Annotated in this window: 15 protein-coding genes; 10 read left to right on the top strand and 5 right to left on the bottom strand. The window is 47.3% G+C overall.

The window, feature by feature from the left end; translation table 11 throughout:
* The first annotated feature begins 21 nt into the window (after positions 1 to 21).
* Positions 22 to 801, top strand: a complete 780-nt coding sequence (locus tag EXU85_RS28395; RefSeq protein WP_142775322.1) for an O-methyltransferase — start codon at positions 22 to 24, stop codon at positions 799 to 801.
* A gap of 68 nt (positions 802 to 869) precedes the next feature.
* Entirely contained in the window at positions 870 to 2,231 is a 1,362-nt protein-coding gene (locus EXU85_RS28390) for a hypothetical protein (RefSeq protein WP_142775321.1), read from the top strand.
* A gap of 23 nt (positions 2,232 to 2,254) precedes the next feature.
* Here the strand turns inward: EXU85_RS28390 and EXU85_RS28385 are convergent, their stop codons facing one another.
* Both EXU85_RS28385 and EXU85_RS28380 read right to left on the bottom strand, forming a co-directional pair.
* Entirely contained in the window at positions 2,255 to 4,624 is a 2,370-nt protein-coding gene (locus EXU85_RS28385; RefSeq protein WP_142775320.1) for an ABC transporter permease, read from the bottom strand.
* Between the two features lie 198 nt (positions 4,625 to 4,822).
* On the bottom strand, positions 4,823 to 6,973 hold the full coding sequence (locus EXU85_RS28380) for a DEAD/DEAH box helicase (protein ID WP_142775319.1): 2,151 nt from the start codon (positions 6,971 to 6,973) through the stop codon (positions 4,823 to 4,825).
* A gap of 444 nt (positions 6,974 to 7,417) precedes the next feature.
* Between EXU85_RS28380 and EXU85_RS28375 the strand changes: the two genes are divergently transcribed.
* On the top strand, positions 7,418 to 7,651 hold the full coding sequence (locus EXU85_RS28375; protein WP_142775318.1) for a DUF2905 domain-containing protein: 234 nt from the start codon (positions 7,418 to 7,420) through the stop codon (positions 7,649 to 7,651).
* Here EXU85_RS28375 and EXU85_RS28370 read toward each other — a convergent pair.
* Together EXU85_RS28370 and EXU85_RS28365 are read right to left on the bottom strand one after the other, a co-directional pair.
* Complete coding sequence (locus EXU85_RS28370; RefSeq protein ID WP_142775317.1) at positions 7,617 to 9,182, bottom strand: hypothetical protein; 1,566 nt, start codon at positions 9,180 to 9,182, stop codon at positions 7,617 to 7,619. The genes EXU85_RS28375 and EXU85_RS28370 overlap by 35 nt on opposite strands.
* A 269-nt stretch (positions 9,183 to 9,451) precedes the next feature.
* A complete protein-coding gene (locus EXU85_RS28365) occupies positions 9,452 to 10,258 on the bottom strand; it encodes a sugar phosphate isomerase/epimerase (protein ID WP_246859279.1) in 807 nt (268 codons plus the stop codon).
* A 264-nt stretch (positions 10,259 to 10,522) separates the two neighbouring features.
* Between EXU85_RS28365 and EXU85_RS28360 the strand changes: the two genes are divergently transcribed.
* The 4 genes from EXU85_RS28360 (at position 10,523) to EXU85_RS28345 (ending at position 19,106) form a co-directional block, all read left to right on the top strand.
* Entirely contained in the window at positions 10,523 to 12,964 is a 2,442-nt protein-coding gene (locus EXU85_RS28360) for a gliding motility-associated C-terminal domain-containing protein (RefSeq protein WP_246859277.1), read from the top strand.
* 144 nt (positions 12,965 to 13,108) lie between these two features.
* A complete protein-coding gene (fbaA, locus tag EXU85_RS28355) occupies positions 13,109 to 14,188 on the top strand; it encodes a class II fructose-bisphosphate aldolase (protein WP_142775316.1) in 1,080 nt (359 codons plus the stop codon).
* 492 nt (positions 14,189 to 14,680) lie between these two features.
* Positions 14,681 to 18,001 (top strand): efflux RND transporter permease subunit, encoded by a 3,321-nt coding sequence (locus tag EXU85_RS28350; protein ID WP_142775315.1) that lies wholly within the window; start codon positions 14,681 to 14,683, stop codon positions 17,999 to 18,001.
* Positions 17,982 to 19,106, top strand: coding sequence for an efflux RND transporter periplasmic adaptor subunit (locus EXU85_RS28345; RefSeq protein WP_142775314.1), 1,125 nt, complete (start codon positions 17,982 to 17,984; stop codon positions 19,104 to 19,106). Before EXU85_RS28350 ends, EXU85_RS28345 begins: the two co-directional genes overlap by 20 nt.
* A 184-nt stretch (positions 19,107 to 19,290) precedes the next feature.
* Here the strand turns inward: EXU85_RS28345 and EXU85_RS28340 are convergent, their stop codons facing one another.
* The gene (locus EXU85_RS28340; RefSeq protein ID WP_142775313.1) at positions 19,291 to 20,667 is read right to left on the bottom strand and encodes a M24 family metallopeptidase; all 1,377 of its coding nucleotides are present in this window, start codon (positions 20,665 to 20,667) and stop codon (positions 19,291 to 19,293) included.
* Positions 20,668 to 20,879: 212 nt separating this feature from the next.
* Here EXU85_RS28340 and EXU85_RS28335 point away from each other — a divergent pair, with 212 nt between their 5' ends.
* The 3 genes from EXU85_RS28335 (at position 20,880) to EXU85_RS28325 (ending at position 25,377) form a co-directional block, all read left to right on the top strand.
* Complete coding sequence (locus EXU85_RS28335) at positions 20,880 to 23,606, top strand: DUF5686 and carboxypeptidase regulatory-like domain-containing protein (RefSeq protein WP_142775312.1); 2,727 nt, start codon at positions 20,880 to 20,882, stop codon at positions 23,604 to 23,606.
* Positions 23,607 to 23,837: 231 nt separating this feature from the next.
* Positions 23,838 to 24,758: a metallophosphoesterase gene (locus tag EXU85_RS28330; RefSeq protein ID WP_142776866.1), complete on the top strand. Its 921-nt coding sequence runs from the start codon at positions 23,838 to 23,840 to the stop codon at positions 24,756 to 24,758.
* A 115-nt stretch (positions 24,759 to 24,873) separates the two neighbouring features.
* A complete protein-coding gene (locus EXU85_RS28325; RefSeq protein ID WP_142775311.1) occupies positions 24,874 to 25,377 on the top strand; it encodes an MOSC domain-containing protein in 504 nt (167 codons plus the stop codon).
* Positions 25,378 to 25,547: the final 170 nt, after the last annotated feature.

The following is a 25,547-nucleotide window of genomic DNA, read 5'->3' as shown; positions in this document are numbered from 1 at the left end:
AGTCATTATCTATTATTCATTTTGATTACCGCTTATCTTCGTTACCTAAGTCGCGCCCGCGACGAACATTCGCTTCATTCCCCTTTTCTCTTTTCCTTATACACAGAGGTTATTCGGGCTAAACGGGCTTCGAATACGGTATTTACCCCTATTCAGGCACTACGAAAGGAACTTCGTAAGAGCAAACAGCTCATTACGATTGCTGATTTTGGTGCGGGTTCTAAAGTGAATCCATCCCGCCAACGGACGATTGGTGATATTGCCCGTAATTCCCAGAAGCCCGCCCGCTTTGGTCGGTTGTTATTCCGGCTTATTCAGCGGTTTCAGTCGAAGACAATTGTTGATCTGGGGACATCATTGGGGATGACGACCGCTTATCTGGCCGAAGCGACAAAATCATGCAATGGGCATGTACTCACGTTTGAAGGTTGCCCGGAAACCGCGGCCATTGCCCGGCAGAATTTCACCCACTTAGGTGTTCAGAATGTGGATATCGTTGTGGGTAACCTAGACGAAACACTGGCTTCTGCGGTGGTCAACCTAGCGCCAATTGACTTTGTCTTTTTCGATGCCAATCACCGCTACGAACCCACTGTACGTTATTTTGAAACATGCCTGACGAATATCCATAATGATACCGTTTTTGTATTCGACGACATTCATTGGTCGGCAGAAATGGAGCAGGCATGGGCCTATATAAAAGCACACTCAAGCGTCAGCGTAACCGTTGATTTGTTCTGGGTAGGCTTGGTTTTCTTTCGGCAGGAACAGCCGAAACAGGATTTTGTCCTACAGTTTTAATGAATAGTTAACGGAAATTCTTTCGAATTACGTTATCTTTCGAAAGGACATTTGTGCCTAAACCAATTATGAACTTCCTGACTTATACGCGCTTAGGCCTGAGTATTGGTGTTTCGGCTGTGCTGCTGAATCTGGTGTCTTGTACTAAATCGGCTACAGACTCTCCAGATCCTGCTAAAATGGCCTCTTTCGATCTGATTCAGCAGAAGATACTAACCCCTTCCTGCGCTACATCGGGCTGCCATTTGTCCGAAAAAGACGCCACATTCATCCAACATGGGCTTGTACTGGCTGCGGGTGTCGCTTACGAAAACTTAGTGGGCGTTGATCCTAAAAATAGTGATGCCAAAGCAGATGGTCTCAAGCGGGTAAAAGCGTTTGCATCGCTGGAAAGCTTACTATACCATAAATTGAATATTTCGGCTGGTCACCATTCGGGGAAGCAGTATGGTAATCCAATGCCGTTAGGTGGTGCAACCCTACCTGATGGGCAAATTGAGTTTGTTCGGCGTTGGATTGAAGCGGGAGCGCCTAAGACAGACAGTGTAGCCGATGCCAAATTGTTAGATGATAAAACGATTACGGTAACTACCTATGAACCCTTACCCGTTCCGGCAGTTGGAGTGGGTTTTCAGATGGCTGTACCTTTGTTCGATATCCAGCCAAACTTTGAGCGGGAGCTATTTACGCGTCGGCTGGTTGGTAATACGCAGGACATTTATGTGAATCGGTACGAAACCAAGATGCGCAGTGGAAGCCACCATTTTGTTGCGTACGATTTTCAGAATAAAAGTACCCTCCCGAATCTAAATGACATTCGTGATCTCCGTAACCCGGATAATTCACTTAATCTATTGACGGCTATTTCCATGTCGAACCATGTGTATTTCGCTGGTTCGCAGGCTCAGTATCAGGATTATGTGTTTCCGGCCGGAACCGCTCTGCTTATTCCGGCTGGAGCATCGCTCGATCTGAATTCGCACTTTGTCAATAAAACGACAACAGTTATGAAAGGCGAAGCACAGATAAATTTGTACACAGTTGATAAGTCGACTGTACAGAAGGTTGTGCAGACCCTAAATCTGAGTAATACAAATCTTACGCTTCCGGCCAATACGCGCGTTACAATGACGAAATCATTTACGTTCGATAAGCCTCGTAAGGTTCTGACGCTAACCTCTCATATGCACAAGCTAGGTGAGAAGTTTGTCATAAAAATCAAAGGCGGCACGCGTGACGGTGAGGTGGTTTATACCTCAACGGACTGGGAACATCCTGATATAATCACGTTCGCAACGCCCATCAGCCTACTGAAAGGCGAAGGGCTCACTTCCGAAATTACGTACAACAACACCACAACGAAAGCTGTCAGTTTTGGCCTGACCAGCGAGGATGAAATGGGAATCATCTTCGGCTATTATTACGAGTAGAGACGCATACTTGCGTCTCTACATTATTCGGTTCGTAAACTCTTCACCGGGTCCATCAGCGCAGCTTTGATGCTTTGGAAACTAACGGTGAACAAGGCGATCAGTACCGCCGACATGATGGCTACGAGAAAATACCACCACTCCAGGTTGATCCGATAAGCGTATTTTTCGAGCCAGCCGCTTAAAAAATACCAACCCAGCGGAAACGCAATGAAGGCTGCCAGTAGCACTAAGAGAATGAACTCTTTCGACAACATGCCGATGAGGTTGGGAACGCTGGCCCCCAGTACTTTTCGAATGCCAATTTCTTTCGTACGTTGCTCGGCGGTGAACGTGGCTAATCCAAACAGGCCCAGGCAGGAAATGAAAATGGCCAGAAAAGCAAAATAACTTGAAAGCTTGCTAACCGTGTTTTCTGCCTTGTACAAGTTCGCGAATTCCTGATCGGTAAAGGAGTATTTGAACGGGAAGTGCGGATTGAATTTCTTAAAACTAGCTTCCAGACTCGCGACAGCCTGTTTCGTTTGCCCCGCTTGTGTGCGGACTAATACACTTCCCCAGTAATTGGTTGTATCATTGACGCCACGCTGTAAATGTAAAATCAATGGTTCAATGGCCGAATGAAGGGAGTTATAGTGAAAGTCTTTCATTAGGCCAATGATCTTTCCTTTTTTATCCCACATGGTCATTTCCTTGCCCACGGGTGTTTTGTAACCCATTTTTCGGGCAGCGGCTTCGTTAATGAGGTAGTTGCTTGTGTCGGTGCTAAAGTCGGGCGAAAAGTCGCGACCATCGAGCAGTTTAATGCCCATCGTTTTTACATAATCGTACGAAATAGCATTCTGGCTGAAGAGTATCAGTTGGGTGGTATCTTTTCCAGGCCACTTAACGCCCTGCGTCGAACTACCTACTTCGAGTGGGTCCGATTGAGCACAGGTGACCGACTTAATGCCCGGTTCTCGTTCCAATTCCTGCCGGAACGTTTGGAAATTTTTGGCTAAATCTCCTTCTAACGGCATATAAAGCAGCCCTTCGCGGTCGTAGCCGAGATTTTTGGTTTGAATAAACTGAATCTGGCGATATACGACAATGGTACCCAAAATCAGCATGATGGAAAGCCCAAACTGAAGGACTACCAACCCCTTGCGAAAATAGGTAGCACTCGCTTTAAATTTCAGCGCTCCTTTCAGGATGACCACGGGATTCAACGACGACATAAACAGAGCGGGATAACTTCCCGATACAAGACCTGTTAGAACCGCTAACGCAAGAAGTAGCAATAGGAATGTGGGATTGGAAAAATCGAGCGAAAGGTGCTTCTCAGTTAGGGTATTAAAGACGGGTAATATGAGCAGAACGATCAACACCGAGAATACCAGGGATAGCAGAGTGATGAGCATCGACTCACCAAGGAATTGACCAATCAGGCTGTTTCTGTAAGCGCCAACTACTTTCCTAACCCCCACTTCTTTGGATCGTTTGACAGAGCGAGCCGTGGCTAGGTTCATGAAATTGATGCAGGCAATGGCCAGAATAAAAATGGCGACAATGGAGAATGTTTTTACGTACTCGATCCGGCCTCCGTTTTGCTTGCCCGCATCCCAATTCGAATACAGGTACGACTCACCGTAATTTTGCAGAAACAGCTCAACATTACTGTTTTTGTTCTTAGTCTTGATGTAGGTTTTAATCTTGGCATTTACCTTATCGACAGATGCATTCTGGGCCAGTAATACATAACAGCGGGGACCATTGTTCCCCCATTCTCTTGCCCATTTATTGGTTTTTTGCCAGCGGTCATAGCTCATCAGGAAATCGAACTTCAGCGAGGACGATTCTGGCATGTCGGCCAATATGCCGGTTACCATTACATCGTCGGTATTGTCAATCCGAACAGTTTTGCCCATTGGGTCCTGCCCTTTAAAATATTTGTCGGCTAGTTTCTGGGAGATGACCAGTCCATCGGGGCGTTTGAGTGCTGTTTTGGGGTTGCCTTCTTTGAGTGGAAATGAGAACATCGTCAAAAAATCTCCCTGTACAAAGCGTCCTTTTTCTTTCTCAAAGGTATTCCCCACTGTAAATAAGGGGGTATTCTCCCAAAGCATCTGGCTGGCCATCTGGATCTCTGGAATGTCTTTAACGATGTTTTCGGCTAGAATGCCCGGTGTGGAAGCAAACGTATTGACAACGCCCGTGTAGTGTTGATTTTCCATCACCCGGTAAAGACGACTATCGTTTTTATGGAACCTGTCCATATGTCGTTCATCCTGTACCCAGATCATAATGAGCAGGCTACAGGCCATACCTAAGGCAAGTCCCAGAATGTTGATGAAGGAGAACGTCTTGTTTTTCCAGAGGTTGCGCCAGGCGATTTTGATGTAGCTGCGTAGCATATGTTTGGGGTTTGGCGTGGAGCACGGTGCATGGAGCGGGGTTAAACCTAACTCCATGCACCGTGCTCCACGCTACTTACTCACAAAGACAAGGCTACAGTCAAGACGTTGCATCGGTAGGATCTTCAAATTGATAAAAACAAAAACGCCAGGCTGTCGAAACAGCCTGGCGTTTTTTATGAACTCAGAAATTAGTGCTTACCGTGCAATTTCAATATTTACCCGGCGACCTTTAATCGTGTTCCCTTCCATTACGTCAACAACGCGGTTGGCAACATCTTTCGGTACGTCCACATACGTGAATTTGTCGAAGATGTCGATGCTTCCGATGCTGTTGCCTGGAATATTGGCTTCACCGGCAATGGCACCTACAATATCGCCCGGACGAACGAAGTCCTTGCGGCCAATGCTCACCATCAGGCGGGTCATATTGGCTTCACGCTCGCGGGGAACCCGTTTGTCGTCCCGATCGAAATAAGGCTTGCGCTCACCATCACGGCCTGAACGCTCATTACGATCCCGATCGGCAAAACGTGGGCGCTCTGGTCCGTCATTACGGCCAAAACGTGCCCCCCGGTCGTCGCGTTCGCCAAAGCGATTGCCACCACCCCGACGGTCCTCGAAACGGCCACCGCCTTCACCGCGTCCACGATCAGCGTAACGGTCATTTCCACGACCTCGTTCTTCACGACGGCGATCATCTTCAAGGCCTAGATTTTGATCAGCGAATTCGTTTTTCTCCAGACCCATGCTGCGTTTCACCAGGGCTGCTACGATCTGTTCGGTCGAGAAGCCGGTATGATGCAGTTGCGTCAGTAAATCGTCGTACAGATTCAGGTCTTTGCTTTCCTTAATCGTCTCTTGCAATTGCTCGATGAAACGAGCCTTACGCACACCAACGATATCTTCAAAGGATGGGATTACACCTTTTTCAACCCGTACTTTCGTGTACGACTGAATTTCGCGGAAACGATATTTCTCATCGCGACCCACCATCGAGAACGCCCGGCCCGATTTGCCAGCGCGGCCCGTCCGGCCAATGCGGTGTACATAATATTCTTCGTCGAGCGGAATGTCGAAGTTAATAACGGCATCTACATCGTCAACGTCGATACCCCGAGCGGCTACGTCGGTAGCTACCAGAATACTGGTTGTACCGGCCCGGAACTTGCTCATTACGTTGGTCCGTTGCGACTGGCGCAGATCACCATGCAAGCCTTCTGCCTGATAACCACGGATTTGCAGATCTTCTACGATTTCGTCAACCTTACGTTTGGTGTTACAGAATACCAGCAGCAGTTTCAGGTCGTACATGTCGATCAGACGGCACATTACCTCAACTTTCGCTTTTGGTTTCACTTCAAAATAGACCTGCTCAATGTTGATGTTGGTCAATTCTTTCTTAACCACTTTCACCAGCACAGGATCCTGCAGGAATTTTTGCGTGATCTGCATAATTGGTTTCGACATCGTGGCCGAGAACAGGATCGTCTGCCGTTCTTCGGGCATGTCCTGTAAAATGCTTTCAATATCTTCACGGAAGCCCATGTCCAGCATCTCATCGGCTTCGTCAAGAATCATCATCTTAACGTTGTCGAGTTTGAGGGTGTTACGCTCCATGTGATCCATAACACGACCTGGCGTACCAATTACGATATGAACACCGCTTTTGAGCGACCGAATCTGCCGTTCGATGGAATCACCACCGTAGATCGCTTCGATACGAACGCCCCGCTTGTGTTTGGCCAGTTTCTTAATTTCTTCGGCTACCTGTAACGCTAATTCGCGGGTAGGGCAGAGGATCAGCGTTTGTACCGAGCGATCCTGAACATCAATCAGTTCAAGTGCAGGAATACCAAACGCAGCTGTTTTGCCTGTTCCGGTTTGCGCCTGTCCAATCACATCGCGACCAGCCAGAATGGGTGGAATCGCTTCGGCCTGAATCGGCGATGGGCTGATAAAGCCCATGTCGGTTACGGCTTGTAATAGTTCGGGCGAAATAGCTAAACTAGAGAATAAAATTTGATTTGGATCAACTTTAGGAGCCACTTCCACTACGGGAGCGTTAGTGGTAACGGGTGTTATTGCTTCAGCTTCCGTTGTAACAGGCGCATCCGCAACGATAACTACTTTATCGGCAATGCCTTCAACAACGGTCTCAACGGCAGTATCTTCCGCATTGATTTCTGGTGTAAGTTCGATGCCTGGTTTAGCAACTTTCTTTTTAGGGACTTTCGCCGTTTTAACTTCAGTAACGGGAGAAACTGCGCTAGCGGCCATTTCGGCTGCTACTTTTTCAATATCCAGAAGATCGTTTTGATCAACGGCTTTGGTTGTTTTCGTTTTCATTAATTGGAAATGATTAAATAAAATAAATCATCCAAACGAAGACGAGTGTGTGCCAGTGAACGGCGCGATATTGCGAGAATTGCCCAACGAACGAAGCTGCCCAACGACCCAACTAGGACCCAATTTTCCCCCGCCCTCATCAAAAGGGGGAAACGAACAACGACCGGTGCCGACTCTGCGGCTTATACCGATACGACCGATTGACGATTAGCCCACGCGCAAAAGCTTCACTCATGAAGCGTCCACCCAGAAACCCATCCTGTACATCCGTACATTGGCTCTGTCAGACCTAAACTCAGCGTGTAAAAAGGAGAGTAACAGAGACGCGACGGATGTCGCTTGTAAAATCTGGTGCAAAATTAAGGAGAAATTACCGAAAAAGCAAGTGAGGGGTTATTAATATTGTATTTATTTTAGAAGCCTGTTTTTTGTCATTCTACTACTATGAACCCATCAATCGGTAAATACATCATACTAGCCGGAGCTGTCATTGTCTTAATTGGCCTGATCGTGTACTTTTTTGGCGACAAACTAGGCTGGTTAGGCCGTTTGCCGGGCGATATTCGTATAGAAGGGAAAAATGGGGGTGGTTTCTATTTTCCTATTGTTACTTGCATTGTGGTTAGTATTATCCTGAACCTGCTTATCGTTCTGATCCGTCGCTTTTTCGGGTCTTAACGCTGGTTGATTTCGCTGGCTGATTTTCCTCGCTATAGGTCAGCTTGTTCAGGTAAAACACTTCCCGTTGGGTGGAAACGTGTTTGGATGGAGCAATTTTCTGAAAACCACAGGCTATAAAGTGACGACCGTACCACGCCATCAGGTTATCCTGCGCTGAGAACGTTACTTTTTCATTCTCTGCATTGGTCAGGAGCTTGAACTTCTCAGTTTCTTTCAGAATTTTATTCCCCTGAATTACCTCAGTCGTAATCTCTCCATCACTAGGGTAAGCTAGTACCATGCGGTCGCCCTGTTGCGATACCTGTACCATTTCGGTCAGGTCAGTACTGAGCAGTTCTTTAATTGGGAAGCAGTTATCCCAAAGGAGTTTTCCTTGTTTGTCGAAGCCGCAGATGAAGGCGTGCGTGTACCGATACCCCTCATACCGGTCGGCTCCACGTAAATAGCCACCATATCCTAAGGCACTACCCCGATATTGTGGGAAATATACTTCGGCTACCAATGTGAGTCCATCAGCCGTTGGTTGCAAATCGTGAACCAGCAGCCGGTAGCGGAATTTGTAATCTTTACCTTCATCTTTCTTCTTTTTTGCCCGTGCCAGCAGCTTTTGCTGACGATTGGGTTTTAAATAATTGAAGAAATTCTGGAGCTGTGAGAATTCAATGTACTGAATCTCGGTAGTCGGTTCATCAGTAGCGGTATTGCCAGATTCCCCATGTCGAATGCGGGTTACATAAATGCCCTGCGAATAGGGGGTGCAGTCGGTTGAATAGTTACCTACTAAGAGCGACTCATGGTCATTGACGGGTAACAGTTTTCCCGAGACAAGCGCATTTTCAGCTCCGTCGAAATCCAGTGTGCGGAGTAATTTGCTGTCGTAATTATAGGTTCTGATCGAGAATTTGCAATGACGCTTAAGCGAGTGGACCAGCACGTTAACTTCCTGTCTGGCTTCATCAATTTCCAGACTGCTGATTTCCATTCGATTAACATACATGCCAGGCAGGACCTTAGTAGACTGGTCGAAGAAAGAGAACGCCATGACAACGGGCCTCCCGTGATGGTAGCCACCCACATAGGCCTGACCGCCCATAACTTTGAATTGATGAATATCAAACTGGTCGATTAAGCGACCTTCGTATGTCTCTATGACACCATCATCGAGATGCAGCCGAAGGAATTGAAACTGATCCGTATCGTATTCACGGAAAAGGTGGTAAACGTACTGGTCGTTGTTGTACGTTGACACAGATTTATATTTTATATCCTGCTTAAACGACGTTTGCCAGAGCAATTTTAGATTAATGTCGTATTTCTTGAAATTGAGTGTTGCAGGCGTCGTATCATAAAAACCGCCCGTCCGAATGGTCATCAGGACACCCCGTTCGTTCAGCGGAGTTACATCGAACGATTCAGCTTCGTCTGGGTCGGAGGGGATTTCAATACGTAATGACTGTTCCAGTTGCGCCCGCACGGGTTGGAAGGCAACAATCAACAACAGACAGAGTATGTATAGGATACGAATCATATACTCAAATTTACGATTTACGCAGTACGAATTACGAAGGGTGCAGGACAAGTTTTAGTTGGCTGAGTATGGGCACAGATTGTGTCTTATTCTTTGGACAGGATTAAACAGGATTTCAATTGCCCAAAAATCCTGTTTAATCCTGTCTAAAAAACATTCCTTTCATATACCTTTTGCAAATTTTCAACCCGCAGGTACTATAGTTTATGATCTAGAGCAAAAATCATACTGTAAACGAACGTAACCCGTAAATCACAAACCGTAACTCCTTATACCTGCCATCTTTTTTTCAAATAGTCCTTCATAAACACATTTACATCCCACTGACTAGCAACGGGTTGCTGGGTGTAGGGCAAGGTGGGTAGATACCCCGCCGGGCCAAATTCGCAGGTGATGGTTAGGGTTGGGGTGTTGGCTTTCTGTAGCCGATCGCGGATGGCATCCCACCACTTGGCATGACTTTCGAGGGCGTCTTTCCACTCGGGTGCGCGCGGATCGTTTACCTGCGGTCCTTCCGGATGGCCCACCCGGCAATGGATGTGGTCGCTGACGGCAATAGCGCGGTTCACGTTCCCGGCCTGATCTGCCAGATACGATTCGGCCACATTCACCCAATGCGAATAATCGGCGGTAAGGCGCATGTCTGGTAGTTTGAGCAGGTAGTATTGAATGGCCGGTGCACTGTAGGAGAATCGACCCCGATGGGTTTCGTGTAGAATACGAACGCCAGTTTGTGCCTGAACCGCTGCGGCCGTCTGAATCAACTCAGCATTTTGCTCGAAGGTAAAGTAATCGTGACCTGTATGCGCGTTGATGAACAAAGGTTTGTACGACGCAATGTTCAGCAGATCATCCTGGTACTTTTTCTTGTGTTCCGCGAAATTGCTCCCGCCCCCAAAGGCCATTAGGATGAGCTCCAGACCGTTATCATGCATGACCTGAACGGCTTCATTTCGTTTGTCTGGCCCAGCGGCAATTTCCATGCCGTCGTAGCCGGCTGCTTTTACTCGTTTGGCGGCCTCCGTATACGACAGGTTTTCCATACCCCACATGGGGCAGAAGAAGAGAGTTTTCAAGAATTCAGCGGGTTTAGTTTAGTAGCTCAAAGTTGGTAGAAAAAATGGTTCAGGGAAAGAGTAACTACTAGTTTTCGGGTTTTGTAATAGCAAGTAAATAGTATCTGGTAAACTACCATCAGAATTCACTTCTGCCGATAAATTTAATGCCTACAGCCTCCAACTAATTTTTCCGGAAAAGGGTCATACGTTGATAAGTAGAAATTCAATTTCAGGTTGTCTTTGCTCATACTTCCTTTTGGTCAAGTTTACTCAGCGATATACGTGAAAGACTTCTTTTACCAACCTCGGTTAGGGCGACTAGGTGTAACAGGCCTATTCATGCTCCTGCTACCGCTCTGTTGCCTCTGGATTCCCGTAAACGCACAACCTGTTAAAAGCTATTCCAACTGGTATTTTGGCGATGGGGCAGGGGTTACCTTCAATGGTGGAACTCCTCAGGCTGTAACGGATGGAAAATTGCGTTCTATGGAAGGATGTGCCAGCATGTCGGATGAGAACGGTCAACTACTTTTTTACACCGACGGCAGTACCATCTGGAACCGAAATCACGAAGTCATGCCCGGTGCTACGGGCTTGGGAGGCAATAGTCAGACAACACAATCGGTACTAATCGTGCCCTATCAGAACAGTACCAAACAATTTTATGTGTTTTCGCTGGGTACTCAGAACCAGAATACCGGAATGCAGTACGCGTATGTTGATATGAATCTGGGATCTGGACTAGGGGGGCTAACCTATAAAAATAAGCCACTGTTGTTGCCTTCCACAGAAAAAATTACGGTAATCAAGCATTGTAACAACCTGAATCACTGGATTATTACCCATGAATTCGGGAGTAATACGTTCCGGGTTTACCTGCTCAATGACAACGGCCTGATCCTGACGCCTACGGTATATAAAGTTGGCAGTACGCATCAATCCCTGTCTGGCGCAGGACATGGAACACGGCAACAGAATAAAGGCTATATGAAACCGTCGCACGATGGTAAAAAGCTGGCGGTTGCGGTTTCGGATAGTATTCAGGGCGGGTTTCTGGAAGTATTCGATTTTGATAATAAAACGGGTGCTATCTCCAATCCCGTAAAACTGGAAAGCGCTGAAACAGTTGGCGCTTATGGACTGGAGTTCTCGCCGGATAACAGCCTGCTTTATCTTTCTACCATGTTCAGTAAAAAGATTTACCAGATCAACGTGGCTGGTTTATCCGTTAACACAACGCTGACGGTGCAGGCTCAAACTAGCTATTCAAAAGGGATTGGCGCTTTACAACTAGGGCCTGATGATAAAATCTATGGAGCCCTGCCCGGAGAAAACTATTTGTTAACCATTAATCAACCCAATCAGTCTGGAACCGGGTGCGGGTTGGTGTCACAGGCTGTTAGTCTGAGTGGCAGAAAAGCGTTGGCGGGTATGCCGTTTGTGATCGACGAAGTAAAACAACTGCCACCTGAGGTCAGCATCTCGCTTAAAAAACCGGGTGGCTGCAATAATTTTTTACTGGAATCGAAGATTATTAACCTCGATCCCAATTACCTGATTTATCAGTGGTATGTTGATGGCGTTGCCGTTGCGGGTGGCAATAAGCCCACACTGACGCCCGCTAAAACGGGGACGTATAGCCTGAAGGTGCGCGAAACGAAATGCCAGGACATACAGGTAACTTCCAATGAGATTCGGGTTATTCTGGTTGAGGCAAATCCTACCGCTAAACTCGTTCCTGACTCCTGTGGTACGTTTTTACTTAATGCCCATGCGAGCGGGGGGAGCTTTCAATGGACCGGATTTGGCATTACATCCGCTCGTGATCGACTGGATTCGTTAACGGTGTCTGGCATTAGTGGCAGCCAAACGTACCGGGTGCGGGTCACCGATCCCGACGATGCCACCTGCTTTGCTGAAAAAGAAGTAACGGCCACGTTTACAGCACCCGCACCTTTTCAGTTGACGACATCAACTCGCTCAGCTTGCGGGGATACGCTCAGCCTGCGGGCTGTTCCTACCACCGATTGGGATGCCTTTCGCTGGCAATTCCCGGATGGCAGTTCTATAACGGGAACAACTGCCCTGGCGCGACAAAGTGGGCAATATCAGCTAACGGCATCTAGTACAACTACGGGATGTAAAAGCGAGACTGCGGTTACGGTAGCGCTTAATCCTATTCCCAAGCTACAACTAGGCTCGCACCAGATAACTACTTGTTTGGCTAGCACCAGCAATGGCTATCAGGAACTGGATGCTGGTTTGTTGCCGGACGTAATCTATACCTGGACAAGTGGCGGAAAACCAATTGGAGCTGATCGACTTTTAAAGGTATACACCTACGGTACCTACACAGTAATGGTGCGTACATCCGCTGGTTGCCAGGCAATTGATTCCGTAAAGGTTACTGCCAACTGCCCTCCCATGCCGCCCGTTGTTACTATTCCCGATGCGTTTACGCCCAATCAGGACGGAATGAACGAAGCGCTGGTTATTTATGGCTCGGGGGCCGAGCATATGACGCTAACCATTTATAATCGCTGGGGCGAACAGATCTATAAGGTCACCGATGGTGTATCGTCGCTAGGGGGCTGGACAACCTGGGATGGTACCTATGGTGGCCAGCCTGTTACGAGCGGTTTGTATGTGTATCGACTCAATGGGAAAGGCATTGACTTTCCGGATTCGTTTACCAGAGAGGGTATCATTCAGGTCATTCGATGAACTGGATTGTAGATGGGGCAATATCAACAGATCGTAGCAATATTCCGCTAATATTCCCAACTTTACCCACTGAAATCAAATAGGTTAGCCGGTCGAACTTTCGGTAAACTATTTCTTGAACGAATCCAAAAATAATCCCTAATTATGAGCGAAGCAGCCACCCGTTTTGCCCCCGGCGTTGTAACCGGCGAAGGCGTTACCGAACTTTTCCGTCACGCCAACGAAAATGATTACGCCCTGCCTGCCGTCAACGTTGTCGGTACTGACTCTGTAAATGCCGTACTGGAAACAGCTAAAGCTGTAAATTCCCCGGTTATTGTTCAGTTCTCGAATGGTGGTGGTATTTTCTATGCTGGCAAAAGCCTGCCTAACGATAAACAACAAGCGGCCATTGCTGGCTCCATTTCAGGTGCTTTGCATGTTCACCACGTAGCCGAAATTTATGGCGTACCCGTGATTCTGCACACCGACCACTGCGCGAAGAAACTCCTGCCCTGGATTGATGGTCTGCTGGCCGCTGGCGAAAAGCATTTTGATCAAACAGGAAAGCCCCTGTATTCGTCGCACATGCTTGATCTGTCGGAAGAGCCGATTGAAGAGAACATCGAAATCTGCTCGAAATACTTTGAGCGGATGGCAAAAATTGGCATGACCCTCGAAATTGAATTGGGCGTTACCGGTGGTGAAGAAGATGGTGTTGACAACTCCGATGTTGACGATTCTAAACTCTACACGCAGCCTTCGGAAGTGGCTTATGCCTACGAAGAACTGAGCAAAATCTCGCCGAACTTCACCATTGCTGCTGCTTTTGGAAACGTGCATGGCGTATATAAGCCAGGTAACGTGAAGCTGTCGCCGATCATTCTGGACAATTCGCAGAAATACATTCAGGAGCACTATAATACGGGACCACTGCCTGTGAACTTCGTATTCCACGGTGGATCAGGCTCGAGCCGCGAAGAAATCCGGGAAGCTATCCGCTACGGAGCGGTGAAAATGAACCTCGATACCGATATGCAATGGGCTATGTGGGAAGGTATCCTGAAATACTACAAGTCGAAAGAAGGTTATCTGCAATCGCAGTTGGGTAACCCCGAAGGCTCTGATTCGCCCAACAAAAAATATTATGATCCACGTGTGTGGCTGCGTAAAGGCGAAGAAAGCATGGTGCAACGCCTGAAAATTGCGTTCGAAGATTTGAACTGTATCAACCGGTTGGCTTAGTCAACGTACGGTGTTCGGTTTACAGCGGTGTCGGGTTGAAGAACCCGACACTTTTTTTGTATATCATTAAGCTGGATAAACCAGCAGGTATAAAAATAAATAGCTGATTTAGTTGGGTAGTTTTCTTGACTAAACTACTTGAAAAACAGGCGGGTTGTAAGGTCAACCTTTATTAGCTTTTGCCTGATTTATACAACACTTTATTGATTAAAATAAGGCCGTATTCGTAGGTGTTTTTACTTAGATATGACATAGCAATTGGATAGATTGCTCAATAGGCCATCGCGTAAATACCTCTGAAAGAGCGCAATGAGACCAGTGAAATTACCAGACAAATTCGTTAACTTTCCCTGTAATATATCTGTGTATGTGATGTATTATGGAAAAAATTGGGTTTTGTCGGATTCTCCTTTTTGAATTAGAGGAACGTTGAAAAGGAAATCGTGTGATTAGCTCAACCGAGTTAAGAATTTAAGATGAATTTAATTTAAGATGAATTTAATCCGCTCTGCGTTACGGAAGCCAATTACGATTCTGGTTATCGTAGCCAGCTTATTCTACTTCGGCATTGGTGCCGTTCGTTCGATCAAGATTGATATTTTTCCAAACCTGAATTTACCGGTCATTTACATTTCGCAGCCATTTGGTGGGTATACACCCAACCAGATGGAGTCGTTTTTTGGGAAACAGTATGTGAACCTGTTACTCTACGTGTCGGGGGTAAAGAGTATTGAAACGAAAAATATTCAGGGCATTACGCTCTTGAAGCTGTCGTTTTACGAAGGTACAAACATGGCGCAGGCGGCTGCCGAGGTATCTGCGTATTCGAACCGGGCCCAGTCCAGTTTCCCGCCCGGCTCACAGCCACCCTTTATTTTGCGTTTCGATGCCTCTACCTTACCAGTTGGTCAATTAGTACTCAGCAGCCCGAAACGCAGTAATAATGAGTTGCAGGATCTGGCCAACGTCTATATCCGGTCCGGGTTCACGTCTATTCCAGGTCTGGTATCGCCCGCTCCGTTTGGAGGTAATGCTCGTTCCATTGTTATTAAAGCAGACCCTGAGCTGTTGCGGGCGCATAATCTGACGCCCGATCAACTGGTGGCTGCTTTACGGATCAATAACCAGGCAACGCCTGCCGGAAACGTGCGCATTGGCGACTTCAATTACTTTACCCCCGCGAATACAACCGTCAAGAATATTCAGGATTTCGGCGATATTCCACTCTATACCGGAACGGTTCAAAACCTGTATCTGAAAGATGTTGCCACTATTGAAGATGGGGCCGATATTACCCAGGGCTACGTATTGGTCAATGGAAAGCGCTCCGTGTATTTACCCATCACCAAGTCGGCGGATGCGTCTACCTGGGAGGTTGTTCAGAATCTGAAAGCTGCCCTGCCCCGTTTTCAGGCTCTATTACCGGAAGATGTAAAGCTGACCTACACCTTCGACCAATCGGTATATGTAATCAACGCCGTAGAAAGCCTGATGACGGAAGGAGCTATTGGTGCCATTCTAACGGGGCTGATGGTACTACTCTTTCTGGGTGATGTGCGTGGCGCTTTGATCGTAATCATTACCATCCCAACCTGTATTATTTCGGGGGTTTTGTTCCTGTCATTATTTGGACAGACGATTAATATTATGACGTTGAGTGGTCTCTCGCTCGCCATCGGGATTCTGGTCGATGAGAGTACCGTAACGATCGAGAATATTCACCAGCATATGGATATGGGTAAACCCAAGGCCTTAGCTATTTGGGATGCCTGTAAAGAAATTGCCTTTTCAAAACTGCTGATTCTGTTCTGTATTCTTGCCGTATTTGCGCCCGCATTTACGATGACGGGTATTCCGGGGGCGTTGTTCCTGCCACTTGCTTTGGCCATTGGTTTCTCAATGATCACATCGTATCTAATGGCGCAAACCTTAGTGCCGGTTTTGGCCAACTGGATGATGAAAGAACACCATCCGGTTAGTAATGGAAAAGCAGGTCTAAATGGGAGCCACAGTCAGGAGGCAAATGGGCAGTTGATTAAACCTAATGGAAAACTACCTGTAAATGGTAACCACAGTCAGGATGATATACTACAGGAAAAGAAAAAGCTAGCGCACCGTATCGACCTCGATAACGATGGTAAGATCAGTTTCTTCGAGCGGATTAGGGCGCGTTTTGTGCGATTCATTGGCCGTACGCTTGTCTATCGTAAGCCTATTGTCTTGATCTATGTGGCTGGTTCATTGGGTATTGCGCTTTTACTTATTACCTCTATTGGTCGCGATGTATTGCCAAAAGTAAGCGGAGGGCAGTTTCAGGTTCGTATTCGCAAACCCGACGGTACCCGACTCGAAAAGACCGAAGCCACGATGCTGAAAACGATTGATGTACTGAATCAATTGGTTGGCAAGGAAAATATTGAGATTACGTCAGCTATGGTTGGGATGCACGGAGCCCAGTTTTCAACGAGCCCCATTTACCTGTTCATGGCCGGACCACAGGAAGGTGTTTTGCAGGTAAGTCTGAAAGAAGATTACGATGTTGATCTGGATCAGTTGAAAGATAAATTCAGAGCCAGCATGAAAAAGGCGCTGCCTGATGTCAAGCTTTCGTTTGAACCCATTGAATTGACAGACAAGATTCTCAGCCAGGGTTCACCAACGCCTATTGAAGTTAAACTGTCTGGAAAGAACAAACAGCAGAACGAAGAATATGCCAATAAGGTAATCGCTAAACTGAACAGAATCCCCTATCTGCGGGATGTTCAGATTGGTCAGGCTACGAAATCTCCCGCTATTAATATAAACATTGACCGGACACGGGCCGCTCAGCTAGGCACCGATATATCGGCGATTTCCCGTTCATTGATTGCTGCTACATCGTCGTCGCGCTATACGGAGAAGAGCGTCTGGATCGACCCGAAATCGAGTCAATCCTATACCGTGCAGGTGCAGGTTCCAGAAGGTCAAATGACCAGTGTCAATGATTTAGGCGAAATACCGGTTTTGCCAAATTCAAATCGCCCGGTTCTGAGCGATGTGGCGACTCTTCAACAAGGAACGACTTATGGGGAGAATGATAACATTGGTGCCATACCAGTACTGTCTGTAACGGCCAACCTGAATGATATCGACTTAGGCACCGCAGCCCGCGATGTTCAGAAAGCCATCGACTCGCTCGGCGAACTGCCTCGTGGTTTAACCGTGAAAATGCAGGGGTTAACTCAGGTACTTATCGACACCCTTGATAGTCTGCAAACAGGTCTGATCACTGCCATCGTCGTTATTTTCCTGATGCTGGCGGCCAACTTCCAGTCATTCAAGGTATCCCTGGTTGTTTTGTGTACGGTGCCTGCGGTATTGGTCGGTTCATTGACGCTGTTGATGTTGACCGGCTCAACGCTCAATCTTCAATCCTACATGGGTATGATTATGTCGGTGGGGGTATCCATCTCCAACGCCGTCCTGATGGTGACCAATGCCGAAGAACTGCGAATGAAAAATGGGAATGCCATGCTATCGGCACGAGAAGCCGCGTCGTTGCGTATGCGGCCTATTCTGATGACCAGCGTAGCCATGGTAGTTGGTATGATTCCCATGGCATCGGGTTTAGGCGAAGGCGGCTCGCAGGCAGCACCGCTGGGCCGGGCTGTTATCGGTGGTCTGATTGCCTCAACGTTTGCGGCCTTATTCATTCTACCATTGGCCTTTGCCTGGGTACAGGGCAAAACAACAACCGAATCGGTGTCGCTTGATCCCGAAGATAAAGACAGTAAATATTACATTTCTCCCTCGTATGAAACGGCTAATCAATAAACCAGTGCGTGGTCTGCTTATCCTTACAGGCGGTCTGCTGCTGGCCAGTGTGCTAACGAATTGTCATTCTTCCGAAAGCAAAGCAGAAGCGAAAGAAGCCGAAACGGCTGATGCGCCAGTGGCCGCTGCTGAGGTATTTTCATTGAAAAAAGGTAAGCTCTCTTCTTCCCTGCACATCCCCGGTGAATTGGTTGCATTTCGCGATGTAGATATTTACGCTAAAGTGAGCGGCTTTATTAAATCGCTGAATGTGGATGTTGGGTCTGAAGTGAAACAGGGCCAATTACTGGCGTTAGCCGAAGCACCTGAGCTAAGCGCCCAATTAAGTTCTGCGGAATCGCGCCTTAAAGCACAGGAGGCCGTTTCCATTGGCAGTAAGGCTAATTATGAGCGGGTTTTAGAGGCCAGCAAATTCTCCGGTGCCGTTTCAAAGAATGATGTTGATCTCGCCTTGGCGAAACGTAATGCCGACCTCGCCCAACTGGAAGCGGCTAAATCGGCTTACCGCGAAGTGGCCGATTTAAAGAAATACCTGGAAATCAGAGCGCCGTTCAACGGAATTATCAGTGCCCGTAATGCCAGCACAGGTGCCTACATCGGACCATCAGGCAAAGGGTCAGAATTTCCCTTGTTTGTATTGACCGAGCAAAAGAGGCTTCGTTTGGTTATTTCGGTCCCTGAAGCCTACACGGGCTATGTTGATCAGAATGATGAAGTGAGCTTTACGGTCAAAACATTTCCCGATAAGAAATTTACCGGCCAGATAAAACGCTTATCGGGCGCGCTCGACAAACGCTTACGGTCGGAGCGGGTTGAAGTGGATGTGATCAACAATGATAAGAAGCTGCTACCCGGTATGGTAGCTGAAGTAAACCTGCCACTACCTACGAAAACGAGTACGTTTGTTGTGCCGAAATCGGCTATCGTTAACGCAACGACGGGCGTTTTCGTGATCCGGGTTAAGGATCATAAAGCGGAGTGGGTACCTGTGAAAAAAGGATTGGAAGCCGACAATAAAATCGAAATCTTCGGTCAGTTAACCGAAGGGGATTCGCTCATTACAACCGCCACAGAAGAAATTCGGGATGGTGCGCCGGTGAAGTAATGTAGAAACGCAAGGAATTGAAGTCCCATAGTGATGTCAGATGCTAACATCTGACATTTTAGGTTTCTCAAAACCTAACGAATTACAGTAGGTTTTGAGAAACCTAACGTGTCGGTTAGAAGTAACCGACACCACGGCTAAGATTGCTGACGTGAGGGATTTGCAATCCCTTGCGTCTCATTCGTTACTTCACATACCCCAACTTTCTCGGAATGGTATAAATCTCCGTTTGCCGACCATCAATATAGCGGAATGTTTGGCCGTCGAAAAAGCCGTCTTCTTCGAGCATAATACGCACTACTTTTTTCCATTCAGGAATTTCGACGGCAGCGTTGAGCTCGATGGAATAGGCCGTATTGGCAAGGAGCGGGTAGTCGCCGGGGCCAGGAACGCCTTTCTGCTGATCCCACAAACCAATGGTTGGACCAGCTGCGTGACCATGAACACCGATTGGGTGCGTGTAAATGGTGCCATTAATTCCTTCTTTTTTCGATTGGTCCAAAGCCGCCAACAGCATCTGATTCCCTGTCTTTCCCATCTTGAATTGTTCCGTTAGGATATCCTGTAGGCGATTCCCCTGTTTGAACGCCGTTTTGATGGATTCAGGAATGTCCGTTTCGCCGGGACGCAGCACGTAGGCGTGTTGTTGCTGATCTGTATTCAGGCGGAGGTAGGTAATGCCAAAATCAACATGGAGCAAATCGCCCGGCATGATCACTTGTTTATCCGGGCGCTTGGAGAATGTACGGAGATGATTGAAGTCCTCCTTATCGGAGCGTTGCACATCTACCGTTGGGTGAAACCAGGTATCCAGGCCAAGATTGGTAATCCGCTGGCGGAACCACCAAACCACATCATCTGTGGTGGTAACACCAGGCTGAATGACCTGCTCCGAAAATCCTTCCTGAATAATCTGGTGCGATAACCGACAGATGAGCGGGTAAATAGCCATCTCTTTTTCGGTTCGGGTTTCGAGCCAGCCAACAGCCAATTTCTCCGCCGATACAATCCGTTTTTGGTAGTCGGCAGGTAGTTTTTTTACAAATTCATCGTGTTCCGAAAAAGAGAGCCCATCCGCATGCGCGTAGTTGGTAGACATATTCAGTCCAATCTTTTTCGGCTTACGGTCCTCAATAATCTTTGCCAGCGCTTCCCACTGGTTTGGTCGAACGTCGATGTCCCAAGCTCCTTTTAGCAAGTTGCCCACATCGTAACGGGCAATGGCCAGTTTCTCAACCGCATCGGCGGGCCGTTCTTTCCCAGTATCGAAGAAGACGATAATCGTTCGTCGGCGAGCCGAAAGCCAGGTGCTCGGCAACATGGTCCGCAAAACGGGATCTTCGTTATACTCTCGGGAGATAATAACCCACATGTCGATCCCCTCGCGACGCATGAGCTGGGGTAAAAAATTAGTGAACCGATCGTCCAGAATTTCGTCGATGATCCGCGCCCGTTCGCGTTCGGGTAAGACAATGGATGGCGAAGATGACTGGGCAATGGCGGAGGTGAGAACTAGTGAAAAAATGAATAATTTGAGGAAGAAGTATACTGATTTTTGCATACAAGTCAGATTGTGAGGAGTTTGAAGCAAGATACGTAAGACAGATTATAGTTTTTTAACAAAAGTGCAGCCAACGTTAGCGCGCTTAATTGCATCTTGCCTTTAAAAGCTAAGTAGTTCTGCTTGTGGATGAAAATAGTCATTCATCAAAAAAAGCAGCGCATCCTTCATTAAACGAATACATTCGCGTTATTAACAAAGCTTATAGCTGCATGAAGTCCATATTACTTATTCTGGTTGCCTGCTTTTATTCAATAGGTGGACAAGCACAAACTGGCCTTCGGGGCACGGTTAAAAATGCCCAGGGAGAGGCATTGCCGTTTGCGGCAGTGATTGTGAAGGGCACTAAAAACGGCACCATCACCAATGCAGAAGGCCGTTATGAAATCGTGCTGGCACCCGGTAAATATGATATTGTTTTTCAATATCTGGGTTTTCAGACTATCCAGAAATCAGCAGAAATAGAAGCTGGCTTTACCACGCTAGACGCAACGCTGGAAGAGCAGGCATTACGCCTGGCTGAGGTACAGACTAAAGCGGGAAACGAAGATCCTGCTTATACCATTATGCGTCGGGCTATTGCCAAAAGTCGATTTCATCAGCTTCAGGTACAACGATTTAAGGCGCGGGTTTATACAAAGTCGTCTTTTACCGTCATCGACCTCCCAAATCTGGCCGAAATGGCTTTTCGGAAACAATTAAAAGAAGCCGAGAAAGAGGCCAATTTCAAAGTGGGTGTCCCCTTGCTGAATGAAACCGTAGCGGAAGTATCGTTTAGTCAGCCCAATACCTATCGCCAGCGGATTATTGCCAATCGTAACTCGCAGGGCGATTTTCTGAACCCAAGCCAGTTTTTCAATGCTAGTTTCTATAGTCCAACCGTTGCAGGTGCTGTATCTCCCTTGTCGCCGAAAGCGTTTGCCTACTACAAATTTGAGTACAAAGGCACATTCCGTGAGCCTGGACCCGATGGACGAACGGTAGAAGTGAGCAAAATTCAGGTAACGCCCCGGCAATATGGAGAAGGAGTGTTTCGAGGAACCATCTACATTATTGAAAATACCTGGGCCATTCATAGCCTGCAACTTGAAACCGTAAACAATATTGGTATTTCGTTTACGATGCGCCACATATGCAGTCCGGTACAGGGCGTCTGGATGCCAACCAACCAGCGTTATGAAGGCAAAGGCTCGTATCTGGGCATAAAAGCTACTGGTTATTACATCAGGAGCCTGACGTTCAGTGAATTCGTGGTAAATCCTGCGTTCGTGGAGGACATTGAGGTGGCCGACGAGAAGAAAGCACCACCGGCTCAGGTTCTGGCCAAAGGCGACATCAAAGGCAAGAACTTCGATGAGCTAGTGAAGAAACAAAAGGAGTTCTCGACGAAAAACCTTCGTCAGATGGTGAAAGAATACGAAAAGCAGGAGAAACAGGCGCGCAAGAATCGGAAAGAAGATGTGACCGTTGTGCGTGATGATTCGCTGGTTGTTGATTCACTGGCGCGCAAACGCTCCAATGTGTACTGGGATTCGTTACGGTCTGTTCCATTAACTACTGCCGAAATCAAAAGCTACCGAAAAGCCGACAGCCTTGGTTTAACACGTGAGATAAAGGTGCCTGGTACTGTTGATACAACCCAGCGTGGACTCGCCAAGCGGGATTCCACCCAAAAGAAAAAATCGCCGAATAAGTTTGGGTTTGATCAGGTACTATTTGGGCATACATGGCGATTATCGAAACAGACTTCTCTGCTATACACCAGCCCACTTACCCGCATTGAATACAATACCGTAGAGGGGTATAGTGTGGAGGGAGCCTTAAATCTGCGTTATCGGAAGCGAGTGGATTCCGTGAGCCGATTCCGGCAAATTCCGCTGGGCGAGTGGAACATTGGTGGTACAGGCCGCTATCAGTTTGGCCGGAAGGCATTGGTAGGCTATGGACAGGCTAGTTATCAGTACAAATCGACGAAGGTAGGTTTGACGGGTGGCCGATACCTGTACCAGTTTAATCCAGATAACCCTATTAGTCCGTTTCTGAACTCGCTGACAACACTTCTGTTTGAGCAGAATTTCATAAAGCTCTATCAGAAAGAATTTGTGAATTTAAGTGTAAGCGCGTCACCGTTTAAGAACCGGATATCGCTATCGGGTAGTCTGGAATATGCCCGACGTACTGAATTGGCGAATTACAAAGAAGACCTCAAGCCGTGGATTGATTGGCGCAACCGGATGTACACCTCAAACCGCCCTGACAACGCTGAGGTAGGCAGTACCGGTTTCCCTACGCACAATGCCCTGATCCTAAACCTAACCGCATCGGCCCGACTGGGCGCAACTCAGTATACGATACGCAACGGCCGGCGTACGGCCCGACGGGATAATGACTCACCTTTATTAACCCTTAATTACCGAAAGGGCATATCAGATGGGTCTGCCGATGCGGTCGATTATGATTTTATACAGGGGAGCATCAGTCATTCGTTTGAAACGGGGATTCGGAGTAAACTGAATTACCAACTCAGCGCGGGTACATTCCTAAATGATCGGAAGGTTTATTTCCCTGATTTCAAGCACTTTGCGGGGAACGAGTTTTTCTTCCAGCAGGGCGATGTTGTATCAACCTACCGTTTACTGCCTTATTATCAGTACAGCACGGGCAGGCATTTTGCCGAAGCGCACGTGCTGGCCGAATTTCGAAAGTTTTTCATTACCCAGTTAACGCTTGTGCGATTGATCGGGCTGAAAGAAAATCTATTCGTCCACTACCTATATACACCAGCGTCAAAGAACTATACCGAAGTGGGTTACGGCCTGGACGGGCTCATTCCGCAGGTACTGCCCTTTTTCCGGGTCGAAGTCATCTCGCAGTGGCAGGATGCAAAGTATCAGGGTCTGGGCTTCCGAATTGGAACGACGCTGAAGTTTGGTAGATAAGTCAGAACCGGGATTTAGCTGATTTACGGATTAAAACTGATTTTGCTCTGCGCATCTTTGAAGAATCTATAAAACAAAATCCTGTAAATCCCTAAATCAGCTAAATCCCGTTTCCGACAATGTAAACAAATCCCTCTCTCAACCCGCTAATTTCCTAACAAAAGCATAAAGTGCGGATAATCAACAGGACATAGCTACAGCCGTACTTTGCGCAAACCAATACAGGCTTGCATGAAGCGCCGGGATATAGTCAGGCAAATGGGGGCGGGCTTTATCGCTCTTACAGGTCATCAGTTGTGTAGCGCTCAGGGAGTAAAGCCAAAGCAACGGGTTTTACGGATTGCGCATCTCACAGACGTACACATGCAACCGCTGGTTGGGGCGGCCAAAGGCTTTGAGAAGTGCCTGCATCACGTACAGGGATTAGCCGATAAGCCCGACTTGATCATTAACGGGGGCGATGCCATTATGGAAGCCCACGGTCGGAGTAAAGATAGTGTTAGCCGACAGTGGAGGCTCTACCAGGATGTACTTAAAAGTGAGAATGCTTTGCCGTTGTTGAGTTGCGTAGGGAATCATGACATCTGGTGTCGGCAGGAAACCAAAATCTGCTTTGAGGCTGGTCGTCAATGGGCAATGGACGAGCTGGCTATGACGAAACGATACTATAGTCTCGACCAAAACGGCTGGCATATTGTAGTCTTAGATAGTGTACAGCCTAAAGCGGATGGTAGCTGGTATACGGCTTGTTTAGATGATGAACAGTTCCATTGGCTCGAAAATGATCTGAAAAATACCCCTGCTGAGATACCAATTCTGATTGTCTCCCATGTGCCAATTCTGGCGGCTTGCGTGTTCTTCGATGGACAACGTTTTTCCGATGAGAGCTGGAGTGTACCGGCTCGCTGGATGCATAGCGATACCGTTCGTATTACCGATTTATTTCATCGTCACCCCAACGTAAAGGCCGCCCTCAGCGGCCATATTCATTTAACAGATCGGGTCGATTATAATGGTGTTTCGTACTTCTGCAACGGTGCTGTTAGCGGAGCCTGGTGGTTTGGCAAGTACCACCATACCGCAGCCGGGTACGCCCTCGTCGATTTATTTGATGATGGGTCTTTTGTGAATTCGTACGTAAACTATATCTGACCGGGATTTAGCTGATTTATAGATTTACAAGATTTTGTACTGCGCTTCGTTCAGGCGAATCAGTTTGAGACAAAATCAGTTTTAATCTATAAATCAGCTAAATCCCGGTCAGACGATGAACAACATAAAAGACTTATTTGACGTATTCCCCCGCCCCGGTCGGATAGAATGGATCGGTATTCGGCCTGAACGACGTGTGCCGGTGCAGGTAGTTGAGGCAATTACCATCTCTACCAATAAAGGCATTATTGGCGACCACTACAGCGGGCGAAGTGGTAATCGTCATGTAACGCTTATTCAGGCCGAACATTTACCCGTTGTAGCGGCTTTAACAGGACACGATGTACTTGACCCAGCCTTGGTACGTCGGAATATAGTTGTATCGGGGCTGAATCTACTCGCTCTGAAAGATCACCAAATCCAGATTGGGGAAACTGTTCTTGAGATCACGGGGCAATGCCATCCCTGCTCCAAAATGGAGACAGCTTTAGGACCTGGTGGTTATAACGCGATGCGTGGGCACGGCGGAATGACCGCAAAGGTGATTCGCGGAGGAGCCATTCGGGTGGGCGATAAAGTTCTAGTTGGCACCAATGATCCTCATTCACCAACTTCCTGATGTATTGGCTTGTAAAGGTTTTACCAAATTTTATAAAGTTTGGAGAGGTTGAACTACGTGAATACTCTTCTTGTGGATAGAAACGAAAAGCCAGATTGTCAACAATTTCGATACATTGGAACTACTCAATACGGATAGAAGCCTATTCTAAAGAAGTACATTTACTTAGT

The sequence above is a fragment of the Spirosoma sp. KCTC 42546 genome (assembly GCF_006965485.1).
Lineage (GTDB): Bacteria > Bacteroidota > Bacteroidia > Cytophagales > Spirosomataceae > Spirosoma.
Note: the sequence above shows the minus strand (reverse complement) of the source record. Positions and strands in the feature narration are given on the sequence as shown.

Bases quoted from the DNA above. Each gene is read 5' to 3' on its own strand.
- EXU85_RS28390 (WP_142775321.1), top strand. From the start codon at position 870: ATGAACTTCCTGACTTATACGCGCTTAGGCCTGAGTATTGGTGTTTCG.
- EXU85_RS28385 (WP_142775320.1), bottom strand. From the start codon at position 4,624: ATGCTACGCAGCTACATCAAAATCGCCTGGCGCAACCTCTGGAAAAAC.
- EXU85_RS28380 (WP_142775319.1), bottom strand. From the start codon at position 6,973: ATGAAAACGAAAACAACCAAAGCCGTTGATCAAAACGATCTTCTGGAT.
- EXU85_RS28375 (WP_142775318.1), top strand. From the start codon at position 7,418: ATGAACCCATCAATCGGTAAATACATCATACTAGCCGGAGCTGTCATT.
- EXU85_RS28370 (WP_142775317.1), bottom strand. From the start codon at position 9,182: ATGATTCGTATCCTATACATACTCTGTCTGTTGTTGATTGTTGCCTTC.
- fbaA (WP_142775316.1), top strand. From the start codon at position 13,109: ATGAGCGAAGCAGCCACCCGTTTTGCCCCCGGCGTTGTAACCGGCGAA.
- EXU85_RS28350 (WP_142775315.1), top strand. From the start codon at position 14,681: ATGAATTTAATCCGCTCTGCGTTACGGAAGCCAATTACGATTCTGGTT.
- EXU85_RS28345 (WP_142775314.1), top strand. From the start codon at position 17,982: ATGAAACGGCTAATCAATAAACCAGTGCGTGGTCTGCTTATCCTTACA.
- EXU85_RS28340 (WP_142775313.1), bottom strand. From the start codon at position 20,667: ATGCAAAAATCAGTATACTTCTTCCTCAAATTATTCATTTTTTCACTA.
- EXU85_RS28335 (WP_142775312.1), top strand. From the start codon at position 20,880: ATGAAGTCCATATTACTTATTCTGGTTGCCTGCTTTTATTCAATAGGT.
- EXU85_RS28330 (WP_142776866.1), top strand. From the start codon at position 23,838: ATGAAGCGCCGGGATATAGTCAGGCAAATGGGGGCGGGCTTTATCGCT.
- EXU85_RS28325 (WP_142775311.1), top strand. From the start codon at position 24,874: ATGAACAACATAAAAGACTTATTTGACGTATTCCCCCGCCCCGGTCGG.